At 64.0% G+C, this 16,285-nt stretch carries 16 protein-coding genes; 3 read left to right on the top strand and 13 right to left on the bottom strand.

Features of this window, described 5'->3' with window-relative positions; genetic code table 11:
* Positions 1-47 precede the first annotated feature (47 nt).
* The 6 genes from holA to J3U95_RS16250 form a co-directional block, all read right to left on the bottom strand.
* Positions 48-1,061, bottom strand: a complete 1,014-nt coding sequence (holA, locus tag J3U95_RS16275) for a DNA polymerase III subunit delta (RefSeq protein ID WP_208279720.1) — start codon at positions 1,059-1,061, stop codon at positions 48-50.
* A gap of 14 nt (positions 1,062-1,075) precedes the next feature.
* Positions 1,076-1,585 (bottom strand): LPS-assembly lipoprotein LptE, encoded by a 510-nt coding sequence (locus tag J3U95_RS16270; RefSeq protein ID WP_208279719.1) that lies wholly within the window; start codon positions 1,583-1,585, stop codon positions 1,076-1,078.
* 9 nt (positions 1,586-1,594) lie between these two features.
* Positions 1,595-4,237, bottom strand: coding sequence for a leucine--tRNA ligase (leuS, locus tag J3U95_RS16265; RefSeq protein ID WP_208279718.1), 2,643 nt, complete (start codon positions 4,235-4,237; stop codon positions 1,595-1,597).
* A 129-nt stretch (positions 4,238-4,366) separates the two neighbouring features.
* The gene (locus tag J3U95_RS16260; protein ID WP_208279717.1) at positions 4,367-4,693 is read right to left on the bottom strand and encodes a barstar family protein; all 327 of its coding nucleotides are present in this window, start codon (positions 4,691-4,693) and stop codon (positions 4,367-4,369) included.
* The gene (dapB, locus tag J3U95_RS16255; RefSeq protein ID WP_208279716.1) at positions 4,693-5,505 is read right to left on the bottom strand and encodes a 4-hydroxy-tetrahydrodipicolinate reductase; all 813 of its coding nucleotides are present in this window, start codon (positions 5,503-5,505) and stop codon (positions 4,693-4,695) included. The genes J3U95_RS16260 and dapB overlap by 1 nt, the downstream gene beginning before the upstream one ends.
* Positions 5,506-5,515: 10 nt before the next feature.
* Entirely contained in the window at positions 5,516-6,121 is a 606-nt protein-coding gene (locus J3U95_RS16250) for an outer membrane protein assembly factor BamE (RefSeq protein WP_208279715.1), read from the bottom strand.
* Between the two features lie 79 nt (positions 6,122-6,200).
* On the opposite strand from J3U95_RS16250, the gene fur reads away from it, so the two are divergent.
* Positions 6,201-6,632 carry a ferric iron uptake transcriptional regulator gene (fur, locus tag J3U95_RS16245; protein WP_123071719.1) on the top strand — a complete coding sequence of 144 codons (432 nt, stop codon included), beginning with the start codon at positions 6,201-6,203 and terminating at the stop codon, positions 6,630-6,632.
* Between the two features lie 84 nt (positions 6,633-6,716).
* Here the strand turns inward: fur and J3U95_RS16240 are convergent, their stop codons facing one another.
* From J3U95_RS16240 to J3U95_RS16230, 3 genes are all read right to left on the bottom strand, one after another.
* Positions 6,717-8,924 (bottom strand): TonB-dependent siderophore receptor, encoded by a 2,208-nt coding sequence (locus tag J3U95_RS16240; RefSeq protein WP_208279714.1) that lies wholly within the window; start codon positions 8,922-8,924, stop codon positions 6,717-6,719.
* 151 nt (positions 8,925-9,075) lie between these two features.
* Positions 9,076-10,104, bottom strand: a complete 1,029-nt coding sequence (gene hrcA, locus J3U95_RS16235; RefSeq protein ID WP_208279713.1) for a heat-inducible transcriptional repressor HrcA — start codon at positions 10,102-10,104, stop codon at positions 9,076-9,078.
* A 97-nt stretch (positions 10,105-10,201) separates the two neighbouring features.
* Entirely contained in the window at positions 10,202-10,924 is a 723-nt protein-coding gene (locus tag J3U95_RS16230; RefSeq protein ID WP_208279712.1) for an HAD family hydrolase, read from the bottom strand.
* A gap of 145 nt (positions 10,925-11,069) precedes the next feature.
* On the opposite strand from J3U95_RS16230, the gene J3U95_RS16225 reads away from it, so the two are divergent.
* Complete coding sequence (locus tag J3U95_RS16225) at positions 11,070-11,750, top strand: hypothetical protein (protein ID WP_208279711.1); 681 nt, start codon at positions 11,070-11,072, stop codon at positions 11,748-11,750.
* Positions 11,751-11,770: 20 nt separating this feature from the next.
* On the top strand, positions 11,771-12,412 hold the full coding sequence (locus J3U95_RS16220; RefSeq protein WP_208279784.1) for a hypothetical protein: 642 nt from the start codon (positions 11,771-11,773) through the stop codon (positions 12,410-12,412).
* A gap of 177 nt (positions 12,413-12,589) precedes the next feature.
* On the opposite strand, the gene J3U95_RS16215 is transcribed toward J3U95_RS16220, so the two are convergent.
* The 4 genes from J3U95_RS16215 to J3U95_RS16200 all read right to left on the bottom strand — a co-directional run bounded on the left by J3U95_RS16215 (position 12,590) and on the right by J3U95_RS16200 (position 16,272).
* Positions 12,590-12,757, bottom strand: coding sequence for a hypothetical protein (locus J3U95_RS16215; protein WP_187271610.1), 168 nt, complete (start codon positions 12,755-12,757; stop codon positions 12,590-12,592).
* 248 nt (positions 12,758-13,005) lie between these two features.
* A complete protein-coding gene (rsmA, locus tag J3U95_RS16210) occupies positions 13,006-13,779 on the bottom strand; it encodes a 16S rRNA (adenine(1518)-N(6)/adenine(1519)-N(6))-dimethyltransferase RsmA (RefSeq protein ID WP_208279710.1) in 774 nt (257 codons plus the stop codon).
* A gap of 14 nt (positions 13,780-13,793) precedes the next feature.
* Positions 13,794-14,897, bottom strand: coding sequence for a 4-hydroxythreonine-4-phosphate dehydrogenase PdxA (gene pdxA, locus J3U95_RS16205; RefSeq protein WP_229519879.1), 1,104 nt, complete (start codon positions 14,895-14,897; stop codon positions 13,794-13,796).
* Positions 14,898-14,901: 4 nt separating this feature from the next.
* Positions 14,902-16,272 (bottom strand): peptidylprolyl isomerase, encoded by a 1,371-nt coding sequence (locus tag J3U95_RS16200; protein WP_208279709.1) that lies wholly within the window; start codon positions 16,270-16,272, stop codon positions 14,902-14,904.
* Positions 16,273-16,285: the final 13 nt, after the last annotated feature.

Here is a 16,285-nt window from a genome sequence, read left to right as displayed (position 1 = left end):
CGATCAGGCGCGCCGAGCGATGCACATCCGTATCGAGAGCGGCTGCCTTAGCGCGCCACCTTCAACGCCAGCTGCAACATCGCATCCCACGCATCGCCCGCAAATTGCTTCGCGCGCAAGCCCTTGACCATGCGGTCGACCTGCGCCGCGTCCTGCAGCGCCGCCTCGAGCGTGCCAAGCGACACGCGGCGCAGCGCCGGTTCCATCATCCGCTCGCGCGGTCCCCAGATCCGGTATTCCTTCAGCAGCGCGCCCAGCGGGCGTCCCTGCGACATGCCGGTCTTTAATTTTAGCAGCGTGCGGATCTCTTCGGACACCGCCCACAATACCAGCGGCAGCGCCTCGCCCTCGCCTTTCAAGCCTTCGAGCATGCGCGCCAGGCGCGCCGGGTCGCCGCCCAGCATCGCCTCGGACAGCTTGAACACGTCGTAGCGCGCCACGTTCAGCACCGCGTCGTGCACCTGCTCGAAACTGAGCTTGCCCGGTTCGTACAGCAGCCCCAGCTTCTGGATTTCCTGGTGCGCCGCCAGCAGGTTGCCCTCGACCCGGTCGGCGATGAAGTCCAGGCTCTGGCGCTCGGCGCTCTGGCCCTGGTTCGACAGGCGCTGGCCGATCCAGCCCGGCAGGTGGGCGCGTTCGACGTTCGGGATCTCGATATAGACCGCCGACTGCTGCAGCGCCGTCACCCACGACGACTTGGCGGTCTGCCAGTCCAGCTTCGGCAAGGTGATCAGGGTGAGGTTGTCGGGGCTGAGGTCTTTCGCGTAGCTCTGCAGCGCGGCGCTGCCGTCCTTGCCGGGTTTGCCGGTCGGGATGCGCAGCTCGATCAGCTTCTTGTCGCCGAACAGCGACAGCGCCTGGTTGGCGGCCAGCAGCTCGCCCCACTTGAAACTGCGCTCGACCGTGAGCACGTCGCGTTCGGTATACCCTTGCGCGCGCGCCGTCTTGCGGATCCGGTCGGCCGCTTCCAGCGCGAGCAGGTGCTCGTCGCTGGTGATCACGTACAAGGGAGCCAGTCCCTTGCCCAGATGGCCTTCGAGCGCCTCGAGCCGCAACTGCATCGTTACTTGTTTCCTTATGCCGGCTTGATCGCCGCCAGGCGGCGCAGGATCTGCTGCACCAGGTCGGACTGCATGTCGCGGTACAGCAGCGCTTCTTCCGATTCCTTGGCCAGCACCTGCGATTCGTCGAACGCGATGTTGCGGCGCAGGGTGATCTCGGTCGGCGCCAGCAACTGGCGGTTGTTGGCGTCGCGCACCTGGAACACCAGGGTGTAGCTGAGCGAGTACTCGCGCACCCGGCCCAGGCTGTTGAGCGACAGGATCGATTTGCCGCGCGTTTCGCTGATCACGTCGAACAGGGCCTGGGCCTTGGAGGCGTCGGTCTCGATGCGCACGGTGTCGCCCGCGCGCAGGTTGCGCTTGAGCTCCGTGCCCAGTGGCGAGGCTTCGTTGAACGACAGCCAGATGCTCTGGAACGGCAGATTGTACTGGCCGTCGCTGCCGCGCAGCTGGAAGCCGCAGCCGGCCAGCACGCCTGCCATCAAGAGCGCCGCCAGCGCACGCACCAGGGTCTTGTTCGACATGCTCATCCTTTATACGACGATGTTGACGAGTTTACCCGGCACCACGATGACCTTCTTCGGCGTGCCTTCGATGAACTTCTGCACAGCCTCGGAAGCCAGCGCCGCGGCTTCGATGGCGGCCTTGTCGGCCTCCTTCGGCACCTTGACCGAGCCGCGCAGCTTGCCGTTCACCTGGATCATCATCTCGATCTCGGACTGCTCCAGCGCGGCCGGGTCGACCTGTGGCCAGGCGGCGTTCAGGATGTCGCCATGGGCGGCGGCAAAGCCAAGTTCCTGCCACAACGCGTGGGTGATGTGCGGCGCGACCGGGTTCAGCAGGCGCAGGAAGATCGAGAAGCCTTCGGCGACGACCGCATTCGAGGCCGCCGAATCGTCCAGCTTCGCCGATTCCAGCGTATTGAGCATCTTCATGCAGGCCGAGACCACGGTGTTGTACTGGATGCGCTTGAGGTCGTAGTCGGCCTGCTGCAGCACCTTGTGCACTTCGCGGCGCAGCGTCTTCTGGTCGTCGTTCAGCGTGCCTTGCGCTTCGCCATTGAACGATGCCGCGATGCGTTCGCGCTGGGCATAACCGAAGGCCCACACGCGGCGCAGGAAACGGCTGGCGCCTTCGACGCCGCTGTTCGACCATTCGAGGGTCTGTTCCGGCGGCGAGGCGAACATCGTGAACAGGCGCGCGGTGTCGGCGCCGTACTGCTCGATCTGGGCTTGCGGGTCGATGCCGTTGTTCTTCGACTTCGACATCTTCTCGGTGCCGCCGATTTCCACCGGCTGGCCATCGGCGCGCAGCACGGCGCTCTGAGGACGGCCCTTGTCGTCGAAGGTCAGATCGACGTCGGCCGGGTTGAACCAGGTCTTCTTGCTGGTCTCGTCCTCGCGGTAATAGGTCTCGTTGAGCACCATGCCCTGGGTGAGCAGGTTCACGAACGGCTCGTCGAACTTCACCAGGCCGAAGTCGCGCATCACCTTGGTCCAGAAGCGCGCGTACAGCAGGTGCATGACGGCGTGCTCGATGCCGCCGATGTACTGGTCCATCGGCATCCAGTAATCGTTGCGGGCGTCGACCATCGCCTCGTTCGAACCCGGCGAGGTATAGCGCATGTAGTACCACGACGAATCGATGAAGGTGTCCATCGTGTCGGTCTCGCGGCGCGCCGGCTTGCCGCATTTCGGGCAGTCGCACTTGAGGAAGGCTTCGTCCTTGTTGAGCGGGTTGCCGGTGCCGTCCGGGACCAGGTGCTCCGGCAACACGACCGGCAGGTCGGCCTCCGGCACCGGCACCGAACCGCACTCGCCGCAGTGGATCATCGGGATCGGGGTGCCCCAGTAGCGCTGGCGCGAGATGCCCCAGTCGCGCAGGCGGAAGGTGGTCTTCTTCTCGCCCAGTCCTTGTTCGGCCAGTTCGCCCGCGACCGCGTTCACGGCCGAGGTGTAGTCGAGGCCATCGTACTTGCCCGAGTTGATGGTGCGGCCGTTTTCCTTGTCGCCGTACCACTCCTGCCAGGCTTCCAGCGAGAATTCCTGGCCCTCGACCGCGACCACCTGCTTGATCGGGAGGTTGTATTTTTTCGCGAAACCGAAGTCGCGCTCGTCGTGCGCCGGCACGCCCATCACGGCGCCGTCGCCATAGGTGATCAGGACATAGTTGCCAACCCAGACCGGGATCTGTTCCTGCGTGACCGGATGGGTGACGAACAGGCCGGTCGGCATGCCCTTCTTCTCCATGGTCGCCATATCGGCTTCGATCACGGAACCCATCTTGCACTCGGCAATGAATTCCTGCAGGGCCGGGTTGTTGCGGGCCGCGTGCTGGGCCAGCGGGTGTTCCGGCGCCACGGCGCAGAAGGTCACGCCCATGATGGTGTCGGCGCGGGTGGTGAACACGTACAGCTTGCCGTCGCCGATCGCGTCGCCGTTATCGTCCTTCACGCTGTGCGGGAAGGCGAAGCGCACGCCGGTCGACTTGCCGATCCAGTTGGCCTGCATGGTGCGCACGCGCTCCGGCCAGCCAGGCAGCTTGTTGTCGACGTGGTCGAGCAGCTCGTCGGCGTAGTCGGTGATGCGCACGTAGTACATCGGGATCTCGCGCTTCTCGATCAGCGCGCCCGAACGCCAGCCGCGGCCATCCACGACCTGTTCGTTGGCCAGCACGGTCTGGTCGACCGGGTCCCAGTTCACGGTGCCGGTCTTCTGGTAGATGATGCCCTTCTCGAGCATCTTGAGGAACATCCACTGGTTCCACTTGTAGTAGTCCGGCTTGCACGCGGTCATCTCGCGCGACCAGTCGATCGCCAGGCCCATCGATTCCATCTGGCCGCGCATGTGGGCGATGTTCGAATAGGTCCATTCGGCAGGTGGCACGTTGTTGGCCATCGCCGCGTTTTCAGCCGGCATGCCGAAGGCGTCCCAACCCATCGGCATCAGGACGTTATAGCCGTTCATCCGCAGGTAGCGGTACATCACGTCGTTGATCGTATAGTTGCGCACGTGACCCATGTGCAGCTTGCCCGATGGGTAAGGCAGCATCGAGCAGGCGTAATACTTGCCTTTCGGGAAACGCGGATCGTTTTCGACGGCCTTATAGGCGTCGATCGATTTCCAGTAGGCCTGGGCGGCTTGTTCTACTTCGGCTGGACTATATTTTTCTTGCATGATTCTGCAGACGTAATGTGGGATGTGGAACCGGTCATTATAACTGGTTCATTTTGCACTGCGGCGTAAGCGCAGTGCGAGGGGGAAAATGCAAAAAGGCAGCATCCCGGTGAACGCTGCCTTTGAGGATTAACGCAGGACCAGTTCCAGCGCCGGCTTCTCGCCGTAGTCCTCGTAGCGCTCGTTGATGCCGCCGACGCAATAGCTCAGCTCTTCGAGCAGGTCCGGCGCCGCCGCCTTCATCTTGTCGGCCTCGAGGATGACGATTTCCAGCACCTCGTCCGGCTTGAGCTTGAACTTGGTCATGTTCTCGTCGTCGCGCAGATAGCTCATGCAGTCGACCCAGGCGTCGATGCTGTCCGCATACGAGGCCGGGAAACCGAAGGCCTCGCGGCTCTGCTGGTGAAACGATGCCTCATCGACAATGACGGCGCCGTTCAGTTGTGCCACTGCCATTATCTATCCTTCAGGCCGAGCACGTCCTGCATGTCGAACAGGCCGTTGGCCTTGTCCGCCAGGAAGCGCGCCGCGCGCAGCGAGCCGTGGGCATAGGTCACGCGGCTGCTCGACTTGTGGCTGATCTCGATGCGCTCGCCGGTGCCGAGGAACATCACGGTATGGTCGCCCACCACGTCGCCGCCGCGCACGGTGGCGAAACCGATGGTCGACGGATCGCGCTCGCCGGTGACGCCTTCGCGGCCATAGACGGCGCACTCGTTCAGGTCGCGGCCGATGGCGTCGGCGATCACTTCGCCCATCCTCAGCGCGGTGCCGGACGGCGCATCGACCTTGTGGCGGTGGTGCGCCTCGACGATCTCGATGTCATAGCCTTCCGAAAAACTTTTTGCGGCCATCTCGAGCAGCTTGAGCGTGACGTTCACGCCCACGCTCATATTGGGGGCGAACACGATGCCGATTTTTTCACCGGCGGCGCGGATCGCGGCCTTGCCGGCCTCGTCGAAGCCGGTGGTACCGATCACCATCTGCTTGCCGTTGGCGGCGCAGTATTCCAGGTGCTGCAGGGTGCCCTCGGGGCGGGTGAAGTCGATCAGCAGGTCGGCATTGTGCAGGCCGTGCTTGATGCTGTCCTCGATCTGCACGCCGGTCAGGATGCCGGCGAAGGCGCCCGCATCCTGGCCGATGAAGGGCGAACCCGGCACATCGAGGGCGCCGGCCAGGCGCATGTCGGGCGCCTCCTGGATGGCTTCGATCAGCATGCGGCCCATGCGGCCGCTGGCGCCGGCAACGGCGATATTCAACATCGTCATGCTCGCCTCCTTATTGCTGCGTTGCAGGCGCATTGACCTTGGCCGGCTCTACCGGGCGGCGGTCGGGATGGGCCTTGCTGCCCTTCGACGGACCGGCAATGCGGTCGATGTACTCGCGCTCGCTCGGCAGGTTGCCGCCCTCGAAACGCTCGACCACGTCATTCTTGAAGAACACGGTCACGCGGCTGGTGGTCAGCTCGCCATTGCCGCGCGCGAGGTAGAACGGGTAATCCCAGCGGTCGGCGTGGAAGGCGTCCATCAGCAGCGGCGAACCGAGCAGGAAGCGCACCTGGTCGCGGGTCTGGCCGGCCTTGAGCTGGTTCAGCATCTCTTGCGAGACGAAGTTGCCCTGTTGGATGTCTGGACGGTAAGGCGAGAAGATCCACAGGAAGCGCTGCAGGCGCGTGGCCTGGACGGTCTGGGCGCCGGCATTGGCGATGGCGGCCGACTTTTCCGCGTCGGACGCACTGGCGGCCGCATCCGTCGCCACCGGCGGCGCCGGACGCGTCTGGTTGCGCCAGGATGCGCAGCCGGACAGCGTCAACGTGCAGGCGAGACCCGCCGCCAGCGCCGCTTTGGCGGAGAATCGATGGAATACGGCTTGTTTGACAGGCATAGTTAACCTCAATACGTTCGAGCGGGAGCTTCCAAAACGCTATATCATAAAGCACTCCGCCAATATTCGAGTGACAAACATGAGTAACAACCCGACTGACCTGAAGGCGAGCGGCCTCAAGGCCACGCTGCCACGACTGAAAATCCTGGAAATCTTCCAGAACAGCTCCGTGCGGCATCTGACGGCGGAAGATGTCTACAAGATTCTTCTTGCTGACAATATGGACGTGGGCCTCGCGACCGTCTACCGCGTATTGACCCAGTTCGAGCAGGCCGGCCTGCTCAACCGCAACCATTTCGAGACCGGCAAGGCCATCTATGAGCTCAACGCCGGTTCCCACCACGACCACCTGGTGTGCGTCACCTGCGGCCGCGTCGAAGAGTTCTATGACGACGAGATCGAGAAGCGCCAGCAGATGATCGCCGAACAACACGGCTTCACGATCGTCGAGCATGCGCTGGCGATCTATGGCAGCTGCCCGCAGTGCCGGGGCATCGGCAAGCCGGAGTAATCTTGCAGCCGGCACAGCCGGTGTAAAAGAAAGTAAAGGGCGCATGGGAGTCATCCCATGCGCCCTTTCTCTATTTAAGCACCGTCAGAACGACGCGGTCAGGTTCACGAACAGCGAGCGGCCTGGCTCGTTGTACGACTCGGCGCCCGTGCTGCCATTGGTGCTGCGCCGGAACAGGCGTTCGTCTAACAGGTTGTTGATGCCGGTGCGCAGGTACAGTTTCGGCGTGAAGGCATAGCCGACGTTGGCGCCCACCACGGCATATGGCGCCAGCGTGTTGAGCGCCTCGCCGCTGGCCTGGGCCCCGGTGCCGGTCAGGCGCCGCGGTTCCTGCTTGCCGTAATAGGATACCGTCAGCAGGGTGGTCACCTTCGCATTGACCTTCCAGTCCAGGGTCGAGTTCAGCGTGTACTCGGGAATGACCGACAGTGGCTCGCCATTGGTCTTGTTCTCGTTCTCGATCATATAGGTCAGGTTGTTGGTCAGCTTCAGGCGCGGACCGAACGGGATCGTCAGGTTGCCCTCGACACCCTGCACCACCGCCTCCGGCGAATTCTCCCACTGGAACAGGCGGCCATTGGCCGAGGTATTGCCGAGCAGGCGATCCATGCCGCCGGTGATCTTGTTCTTGTAGTCGTTGTGGAAATAGGCCAGGCTGGCTTCGTACCCGCGGTCCTTCCAGGCGATACCGATTTCCTTGTTGACCGAGGTCTCCGGCGCCAGTTGGTCGTTGCCGCGCACATAGCAGCCGCCGCCCAGGTTCGGGTTGTTGACCGGGCAGCCGTTGCCGCGCGTGTAGTACAGGTAGTTCGGATTCGACTGGTACAGGTTCGGCGCCTTGAACGCGCGCGCCACGCCGCCGCGCAGCGTCAGGGTCGGACTCAAGGCATAGGAGGCGTTCAGGCTCGGGCTCCAGTTGGTGCCGAACTGGCTGTGCTTGTCGAAGCGCAGACCGGGGGTCAGGGTGAATGCGGTATTCACGCCGATATTGTCTTCGACGTAGACGGCATAGGTTTCGGCGCTCGAACGGCCATCGCGCTCGCCAGCCGGCATGCCGGGGATCGCGGTGGCGGCCTGCGTCATCGAATACGGATCGTCGAGTTTTTCCTTGCGCGCCTCGAAGCCGGCGGTGAGCATCTGGGCTACTCCGCCGAGATTCAGCGGCGTGCTGATTTCGCCGTTGGCGCCATAGGTTTCCAGCTCGGACGTCGATTTCTTCGTCGGATCGCTGATGCTGCCTTCCGGTCCGCCCGCCAGGCCTTCGTTCATGCGCGTATTGTCGGTGCCTTCATAGGTCAGCCACAGGCGCGAGGTGGTCGCGCCCCACTTGCCGCGGTGGGTCAGCGCGGCGGTGCGGCGCAGCATGACGTTGGTCTCGGCGGCCGCGTTGGCCAGCTCGCCCAGGATCGGGAAGCCGGCCGCATTCACGGCCCGGTCGCCGGCGTAGATATTGCCCTGGCGGCTGAAGTTGGACTCGAACTCGAGCACCTGGTCGGGCATGAAGTCCCAGCGCAGCAGGCCGCCGATGTCGCGGTTGCGCACGCCCTCGCGGCCAGCCGGCGGAATCGCGCCGTTGGCGGTGTTCTCCGGCGTGGCGTTCAGCGCCAGCTCGTCGGCGCCGGTCTTGTTGACGTTGCCGAACACGCGGAACGAGAGCTTGCCGGCCAGCGGGCCGGACAGGTTGAAGCCGAGCCGCTTGCTGTCGCCCTCCTCGCCGTGCTCCGGCGCCAGCGCATAGGCGGTGACCGAGCCGGTCAGGTAGTCGCCTGGCGCCTTGGTGATGATGTTGATCACGCCGCCGGCGGCGCCGGAACCGTAGCGCGCCGCCGCCGGGCCGCGCAGCACCTCGATGCGCTCGACCGCTTCGGCCGGCACCCAGTTGGTGTCGCCGCGCGTGTTGCGCTCGCCGCTGCGGCCCATGCGCACCGAATTGCGCGAGCTGACCGGCTTGCCGTCGACCAGGATCAGGGTGTTTTCCGGCCCCATGCCGCGCAGGTCGATCTGGCGGTTGTTGCCGTATTGGCCGCTGGCGCTGTTGCCGGTCAGGTTGACGCCCGGCATGGTGCGGATCAGCTCGGCCAGGTCGTTCGCCGGCGGACGCGCTTCGATGTCTTCCGAGGTGATGACCGAGACGCCGATCGCCTGCTTCAATTCCTGCTCGGCGGTGCCGACGATGTGCACCTGCTGCATCGGCGCGTTGCCGGTGGACTGCTGGGCCATCGCCGGCAATCCGACGAGCGCCAGTCCAATTGCCGCTGCCAGCGGCGTCATGCGGTTTGCGGTCAGTTTCATCCCTCTTGTTCCTGTTATTTGACTGTTTTATGGGCAAGCCGGAGCGCTCCGGCTCAATGCAATTGAGAATCATACTCATTTGCATTTCCAAAACTTTGTCAAATTGTGGCAGGGATGTTGCCAGCCTTGCACTGGCTTAAGTTTTCGCGATTCAGGAGTGACTGAGGGCGTTCGACAGCAGCTTGGCCGTGATGTCGACGATCGGGATCACCCTTTCATAGGCCATCCGCGTCGGGCCGATCACGCCCAGCGTGCCGACGATGCGGCCGTCGACCGCATACGGCGCCGTCACCACGCTCATCTCGTCCATCGGCACCAGCTTCGATTCGCCGCCGATGAAGATCTGCACGCCGCCAGCCTTGCTCGACACGTCGAGCAGTTGCATCAAGCCAGTCTTTTGCTCGAACATCTCGAACATCTGGCGCAGCGAGCTCATGTTGGACGACAGGTCGGACACCGACAGTAGATTGCGCTCGCCGGCGATGACCATGTCGTCGCCCTCGGCCATCGCCTCGCTGCCGGCCTCGACCGCTGCCTGCATCAGGCGCCCCATATCGTCGCGCAATTGCTGCAGCTCGCCGCTCAGGCGCTTGCGCACCGCGTCGAAGGACAGGCCGGCAAAGTTCTGGTTCAGGTAATTGGCCGACTGTGTCAGTTGCGCCGGAGAATAATCCTTATCGAGCAGCAGCAGCCGGTTCTGGACGTCGCCGCGCGGATCGACGATCACGAGCAGGATCCGCTTTTCGCCCAGGCGCAGGAATTCGATCTGCTGGAATACCGACTCGCGGCGCGGGCTCTGCACCACGCCGGCGAATTGCGATAGCGAGGACAGCATCTGCGCCGCGTTGGCGATCAGTTTCTGCGGTTGCGGGTTGGACAAGGGCTGCGGGAGGCGCATGCGCTCGGCATCGACCGCCTTGTCGTCGATCGGCCCCACCGTCAGCAGGGTGTCGACGAACACGCGGTAGCCGCGCGGGGTCGGGATGCGGCCGGCCGAGGTGTGCGGACTGGCGACGAAGCCCATCTCCTCGAGGTCGGCCATGACGTTGCGGATGGTGGCTGGCGACAATTCCAGGCCCGACAGCTTGGACAGCGCGCGCGAGCCTACCGGTTGGCCGTCGGCGATATACCGTTCGACGAGGGCTTTGAGCAGGGTTTGGGCACGTTGGTCGAGTTGCATGATTCCGGGAAACGTTCTTTGGCGCTCGTATTTAGTTTGTGCATTATAGGCAGGTTGGGGCATGGCACGGCAGCACAAGGCTTGCTGTTGCGCATGTTCAACCGTTGTATTTGTGCGTATGGGTGGCGTCGAGCCAATCGAGCAGCGCGTCGAGGCTGGCCACTTCGACGTCGGGCCGGACTTCGTAGGCGAGTTCGTTGACCTTGCCGGTCCGGTTCATCCAGGCCGCGCGCAGGCCGGCGCGCTGGGCGCCCTGCACGTCCAGCAGCAAGTCGTCGCCCACGTACAGGGTCTCGCCAGGCTCCACGCCGAGCGCGGCGCAGCCGGCAAGGAAGATGCCGGGGTCGGGCTTGGCGCGGCCGAACTCGCGCGCCGCCACCGAGGCCTGGAAGTGATGGGCCAGGCCGATGGTCTGCAGGTCTGCCACGCCGTTGGTGACCGAGCCGACCAGCGCATATCGATTCAGGCGCTCGAGTCCCGGCACGACATCCTCGTAGGGCCTCACGGCATTGCGAGCGGCAAAGAACACGGTCATCGCCAGTTCGACCTTGCCGGGATCCTCGCCCACCTGCTCGAAGGCGGCGACCAGGCCGGCATGGCGCAGCGCGCCCAGGTCGATCCCGAATTCGGGGCGCGCGGCCAGCAATTCCAGGCGCGCCGCGCGCAGGCTGTCGATCGTGAAGCGTTCGGCCACCAGCGGCGCATGCTCGGCCAGCCAGGCATACAACAGTTTTTCGGCTTCCAGGATCACGGGCGCGATCGGCCACAGGGTATCGTCGAGGTCGAACAGGACGGCTTTTGGCCAGGGTTGGCGGGTCATCGGCTTCCAGGTCAAGGGGGAAAATGGTGCGCCCCAAGCATAGCGAGGCGCTACGCCGAATGCAATGCGCGCGCCGTCCGCGCCCCGAAATGTTGCTTTTGTTGAATTATGGTTACACCAAGATACAAAACCAAATGCGCCCGAAATGGACCAGCTGCTTGCCAAATGGACTAAAATGTTGAGCGATTTTTCCATTCTTACCGCGCAGCTGCGCTTTCCCGCTAGATTTTTTGGAGATGTTATGAAGAGTTCCTACCTGCGTGCCGGCGCGGCGCTGGCCTGCGCGGCCGCACTGTCTGCCTGCGGCGGCAGCGATGGCCAGCTGCAGCTGGGCGGCAGTTTCACCGGCGTGACCAAGACCGGCCTGGTGTTGACCAATGGCGGCCAGGAAAAGGCGATCACGCCGCCGGCCGATGGTTCGGGCGCGGGTGGTTGGGCATTCGACAACCTGATATCGACCGATGACCGCTATAACGTCGAGTTCAAGTCCAAGCCGTCGAACGTCAGCGATTGCACGATCGAAAACGCCAGCGGCCGTGCGGGTTACCACGTCTATACCGTCTACGTCACCTGTATACCCAATTACCGTGGGCTGTCGGGCACCATTGGCAACCTGAAGGGCGAATTGGTTTTGGTCAATGGCTCGGACAATGTGACGCTCCAGGCGGGCGCCACATCGTTCAAGATGGCCAACGTGGCTGAAGACTCGCCTTATGGCGTGTCGATTCTGCGGCAGCCTGCCGACCAGACCTGCACCGTCAGCAATGGCAGCGGCACCGCGCGCGATAGCGATATCAGCAACGTAAGCGTCACCTGCACCCCTTAATTTTCCCTGGAGCGTTACGCATGAAGTCTTCCCTGATCCGTCCGGCGCTCACGCTGGCGCTGGCCGCGGGCCTGGCCGGCTGTGGCGGCAGCGACAAAGCCGAGTTCGTTGTCAAAGGCACCATTACCGGCATCGTCTACCCGGGCGCCGTCCTGACCACCAATGGCATGGAAATCGCCGTCGCACCGCCGGCCACGCCCGGCGCCCCGGTTACCTTCGAATTCCCGAACAAGCTCGAGTACGGCGATGTATACAACGTCGTGTTCAAGAGCGAGCCGAACAACCAGAGCTGCTTCACTCCGCAGAACGCCATCCCGAACTTCAACGATACCGCGGGCCGCCTCGCGGAGATCGCCATTACCTACCAGTGCGCGGTCGATCCCTATTCGATCGGCGGTACGATCAGCGGCCTGACCGCGGACGGCCTGGTGCTGGCCAACGGCAGTACCGGCGGCACCATCACGGTCACCAAGCCGGCGGCGGGTGTCACGACGCCGATAACGTACACCTTTGCTGGACCGGTACTCTTCGGTACCACCTACGGCGTGACCGTTCTGACCCAGCCAACCGGCCAGGTGTGTACGATTGCAAACGCCACCGGCACCATGGGCGCCGCAAACGTCACCAATATCAATGTCACCTGCGTGGCAGCACCTGGCTGATCAGATATACACAATTCTTATGTCGAGTATTTGAAAGGAAAATTGGATTTATATGCTGTCGCGCAGCATAATAACTCCTGTCTCCTCCAACTCTCCTCAGAAAAGAATTGGATTTCAGCCCGCTCCTTGAGCGGGCTTTTTTTTGTCCGCATCATCGGGGCAATCTGCTGGCAGCGCTCAGCGGGCGGCGCTCACCTTCACCACGGCAATCTTTTCCATGCCGACCGACACCTGCGACTGGTAAGCCTCCACCGAGCGCGCATTGGCGGCGACCGCGTAGCTGCTGAAGCCGGCGAGGATGGCGGCGGCGATGAAGATGGCTTCCATGTGCTTGAGGACGTTCATGATGTGCTCCTGTTGGTCGATTGAGACGCCGGATCGGCTGTCCATGTGAGCACTATAAGAAATTGGTCCGACGCCCTCCAGCGGCATGCGACAGACTGCGCAAATCGGCGACCGAGCCCCCGGAAATACGTGATAACCCGTATGCTGCGGCGCAGCAGGATGCATTCGGACGTAAAAAAGCGCCGACGGGCGGCGCTTTTTGGTCTGACCGGGTTGAACGCGTGTACGACGAAGCCGTACATCCTACGTCAGGATGCAGGGAGGTTGGCCAGCGCCACGTATTGTTCCAGGCTGACCGCTTCCGGACGCACGCCCGGATCGATGCCGGCCTCGACCAGCTGCGCCTCGGTGAACATGCCGGCCACGCAGTTACGGATCACCTTGCGCCGCTGCGAGAAGGCCTTGGCCACCACCGCCTCCAGGCGCTTGCCGTCGCACGGCAGCTGGCGCCGGGTCGGCACCATGCGCACGATGGCCGAGTCGACCTGCGGCGGCGGATCGAAGGCGGTCGGCGGCACGATGAACAGCATGGCCATGTCGTAGCGCCATTGCAACATCACCGACAGGCGGCTGTAGGCCTTGGTGCCCGGCTCGGCCACCATGCGCTCGACTACTTCTTTCTGCAGCATGAAGTGCTGGTCTTCGACCAGGTGGGCGAACTCGGCCAGGTGGAACAGCAGCGGGCTCGAGATGTTGTATGGCAGGTTGCCGACCACGCGCAGTTTTTGTCCGTCCGGCACGGGAATCGAACCGAAATCGAATTTGAGCGCATCGCCCGAATGCACGGTGAGACGTTCGCGCGGATAGGCTTTTTCCAGGCGCGCCACCAGGTCGCGGTCGAGCTCGACGACGTGCATATGGTCGAGCGACTTGAGCAGCAGCGCCGTCATCGCCGCCAGGCCCGGGCCGATCTCGACCATCGTTTCGCCGCGCCGAGGTCCGATGGCGTCGATGATATTGTTCAGGACATGGTCATCGGTCAGGAAGTTCTGGCCGAAGCGCTTGCGTGCGACGTGTTTCATTCTTGCTTTCTTGATTATTCGAGAGTGGCGGCTGCGCGGCGCGCGGCCACCATGTGCATGGCGGCGCGGATCGCCTCTTCCATGCTGCCGCAGTCGGCCAGGCCCAGGCCCCGGGCCGCCAGGTCGAGGGCGGTGCCGTGGTCGACCGAGGTGCGGATCAGGGGCAGGCCCAGGGTGACGTTGATGCCGCGCCCGAAGGTCGCGTGCTTCAGCACCGGCAAGCCCTGGTCGTGGTACATCGCCAGCACGCAGTCCGCATCCTTCAGGTATTTGGGCTGGAACAGCGTGTCGGCCGGATACGGGCCGCGCGCGTCGATGCCGCGGCTTCTCGCATCAATGAGCACCGGCGTGATGACGTCGATCTCTTCGCGGCCGAGATAGCCGTTCTCGCCGGCGTGCGGGTTCAGGCCGGTGACCAGGATCACGGGCGCCGCGATGCCGAATTTGTCGCGCAGGTCGGCGTGCAGGATGTCCAGCACCTGGGTCAGGTTGTCGCGCGTGAGCGCGCCCGGCACGTCCTTCAATGGCATGTGCGTCGTGGCCAGGGCGACGCGCAGGTAGGGCTGGTCATGTCCCGGCGCGCCGGCCAGCATCATGACCACCTTCGGCGTGCCGGTCTTTTCGGCCAGGTATTCGGTATGGCCGGAGAAAGCGATGCCGGCGTCGTTGATCGTGCTTTTTTGCAACGGCGCGGTGACGATGCCATCGAACCAGCCGCAGCCGCAACCTTCGATCGCCAGGTCCAGCGTGGCCAGCACGGCAAGACCGTTCTCGGAATCGAGCTGGCCCGGTACCACGTGCGCGGCCAGCGGCACGTCGACCACCGCCAGGCGCCCGGCGCCGAAGTGCGGCAGGCCACCATTGCGCAAGGCCTGGGTCGACAGCGCCGACAGGCGGATTTCGGGATCGATCAGGCTGGCGGTGAGCGCCAGGAAGGCGGCGTCGCCGACCAGCACGCAATTGGCCTGCTCGCGCAGGGCCCAGGCGGCGCGGATCGCGATCTCGGGACCGATGCCGGCCGGCTCGCCGACTGTAATGGCCAAGGTCGGCCGAGATGCGGGCCTCAATGTTGCCGACTGCGGCGCCAACGGGCGCCCAGGCGCCTGTGGCGCAGCCATGGTGTTACTGCTCCTCGCGGAACTCGACGTAGGCGCGGTCGCGCACCTGGCGCATCCAGTCTTCCATCGCTTCCTGCATCTTGCGGTCGCGCAGGACCTGGCGCGCCACATTGCGTTCCTTCTGCTGGGTCACGTCTTCGCTCTTGCGCCCGATGACCTGGATCAGGTGGAAGCCGAACGGCGACTGGATGACGTCCGACACCTCGCCGGGCTTGAGCGCATTCATCGCGGTCTCGAATTCCGGCACGGTGTCGCCAGGGTACAGCCAGCCCAGGTCGCCGCCCTTGGACGCCGAACCGTCCTGCGAGTGCAGGCGCGCCAGGTCTTCGAAGGCGCCGGCGTTGTTGTCCATTTTCTCTTTCAGCTCGAGCAGCTTGCGCTTGACCTCGCCTTCGGTCATGGTCGGGGTGACCTTGATCAGGATGTGGCGCGCGTGCGTCTGTTCGACAACGGTCTTGTCGGTCTCGCCGGCCAGCGAGCGCTTGCCCGACAGCTTGAGGATGTGGAAACCGACGTTGGTCTTGAGGATCGGCGTGACCTGGCCCGCCTCGAGCTTGCGCAGCTCGGTCGAGAACATCGGCGGCAGGCGGTCGGCGTCGCGCCAGCCGATCTCGCCGCCCTTGAGCGCGTCGGGCGCGTCGGAATAAGTGGAGGCCATGCGCGCGAAGTCGGCGCCGGTGCGCAGCTGGCGCATCACTTCCTCGGCGCGCGCGGCGCGCGCGGCGATCTGCTCGGGCGAGGCGTTCTCTGGCACGCGCACCAGGATCTGGGAGATGTCGACCTCGATGCGGTCGGCCTCGGCAGCCTTGGCGGCGGCCATATAGGTGTCGATCTCGGCTTCCGAAACCTGGATCTTGCTGTCGACCTCGTGCTCGCGCAGGCGCTGCATCATGATCTCGTTGCGGATGTCTTCGCGGAACTGGGCGAACGGCATGCCCTCTTTTTCCATCTGGTTGCGCATGTCCTGCACCGACATCTTCTGATTTTCGGCGATGCGGCCGATGGTGGCGTCCAGGGTGCGGTCGTCGACCTTGACGCCCATTTCTTTCGCCAGCTGCAGCTGGGCGCGTTCGACGATCATCGCCTCGAGCACCTGGCGCTCCATGGTGGCCGGGTCGGGCATCTGGGCGTTACGCGCCTTCATGTTCTGGGTGACCTGGGCCACGCGGCCGGTCACTTCGTTGCGGGTGATCACTTCGTCATTGACGACGACCTGGATCGAATCGACCACCTTGGCATTGGCCGAGGCCGGCGGCAGGAAGCCGCCGCCGGTGGCGGCCGCGGTGTCGGCCTGGGCCAGCGCCTGGCCGGCGGTTAGCGCGCACAGCAGTGCTGCCGCCATCTGGAGGGACTGCAAACGGGTAGTACGCATCATCTGGAAAGCACTC

This window comes from Massilia oculi (assembly GCF_017582745.1).
Lineage (GTDB): Bacteria > Pseudomonadota > Gammaproteobacteria > Burkholderiales > Burkholderiaceae_D > Telluria > Telluria oculi_A.
Note: the sequence above shows the minus strand (reverse complement) of the source record. Positions and strands in the feature narration are given on the sequence as shown.

Bases quoted from the DNA above. Each gene is read 5' to 3' on its own strand.
- pdxA (WP_229519879.1), bottom strand. From the start codon at position 14,897: ATGGCTGCGCCACAGGCGCCTGGGCGCCCGTTGGCGCCGCAGTCGGCA.
- fur (WP_123071719.1), top strand. From the start codon at position 6,201: ATGAGTAACAACCCGACTGACCTGAAGGCGAGCGGCCTCAAGGCCACG.
- dapB (WP_208279716.1), bottom strand. From the start codon at position 5,505: ATGACGATGTTGAATATCGCCGTTGCCGGCGCCAGCGGCCGCATGGGC.
- J3U95_RS16215 (WP_187271610.1), bottom strand. From the start codon at position 12,757: ATGAACGTCCTCAAGCACATGGAAGCCATCTTCATCGCCGCCGCCATC.
- J3U95_RS16220 (WP_208279784.1), top strand. From the start codon at position 11,771: ATGAAGTCTTCCCTGATCCGTCCGGCGCTCACGCTGGCGCTGGCCGCG.
- leuS (WP_208279718.1), bottom strand. From the start codon at position 4,237: ATGCAAGAAAAATATAGTCCAGCCGAAGTAGAACAAGCCGCCCAGGCC.
- holA (WP_208279720.1), bottom strand. From the start codon at position 1,061: ATGCAGTTGCGGCTCGAGGCGCTCGAAGGCCATCTGGGCAAGGGACTG.
- J3U95_RS16240 (WP_208279714.1), bottom strand. From the start codon at position 8,924: ATGAAACTGACCGCAAACCGCATGACGCCGCTGGCAGCGGCAATTGGA.
- J3U95_RS16230 (WP_208279712.1), bottom strand. From the start codon at position 10,924: ATGACCCGCCAACCCTGGCCAAAAGCCGTCCTGTTCGACCTCGACGAT.
- J3U95_RS16200 (WP_208279709.1), bottom strand. From the start codon at position 16,272: ATGATGCGTACTACCCGTTTGCAGTCCCTCCAGATGGCGGCAGCACTG.
- J3U95_RS16260 (WP_208279717.1), bottom strand. From the start codon at position 4,693: ATGGCAGTGGCACAACTGAACGGCGCCGTCATTGTCGATGAGGCATCG.
- hrcA (WP_208279713.1), bottom strand. From the start codon at position 10,104: ATGCAACTCGACCAACGTGCCCAAACCCTGCTCAAAGCCCTCGTCGAA.
- J3U95_RS16270 (WP_208279719.1), bottom strand. From the start codon at position 1,585: ATGTCGAACAAGACCCTGGTGCGTGCGCTGGCGGCGCTCTTGATGGCA.
- J3U95_RS16225 (WP_208279711.1), top strand. From the start codon at position 11,070: ATGGACCAGCTGCTTGCCAAATGGACTAAAATGTTGAGCGATTTTTCC.
- J3U95_RS16250 (WP_208279715.1), bottom strand. From the start codon at position 6,121: ATGCCTGTCAAACAAGCCGTATTCCATCGATTCTCCGCCAAAGCGGCG.
- rsmA (WP_208279710.1), bottom strand. From the start codon at position 13,779: ATGAAACACGTCGCACGCAAGCGCTTCGGCCAGAACTTCCTGACCGAT.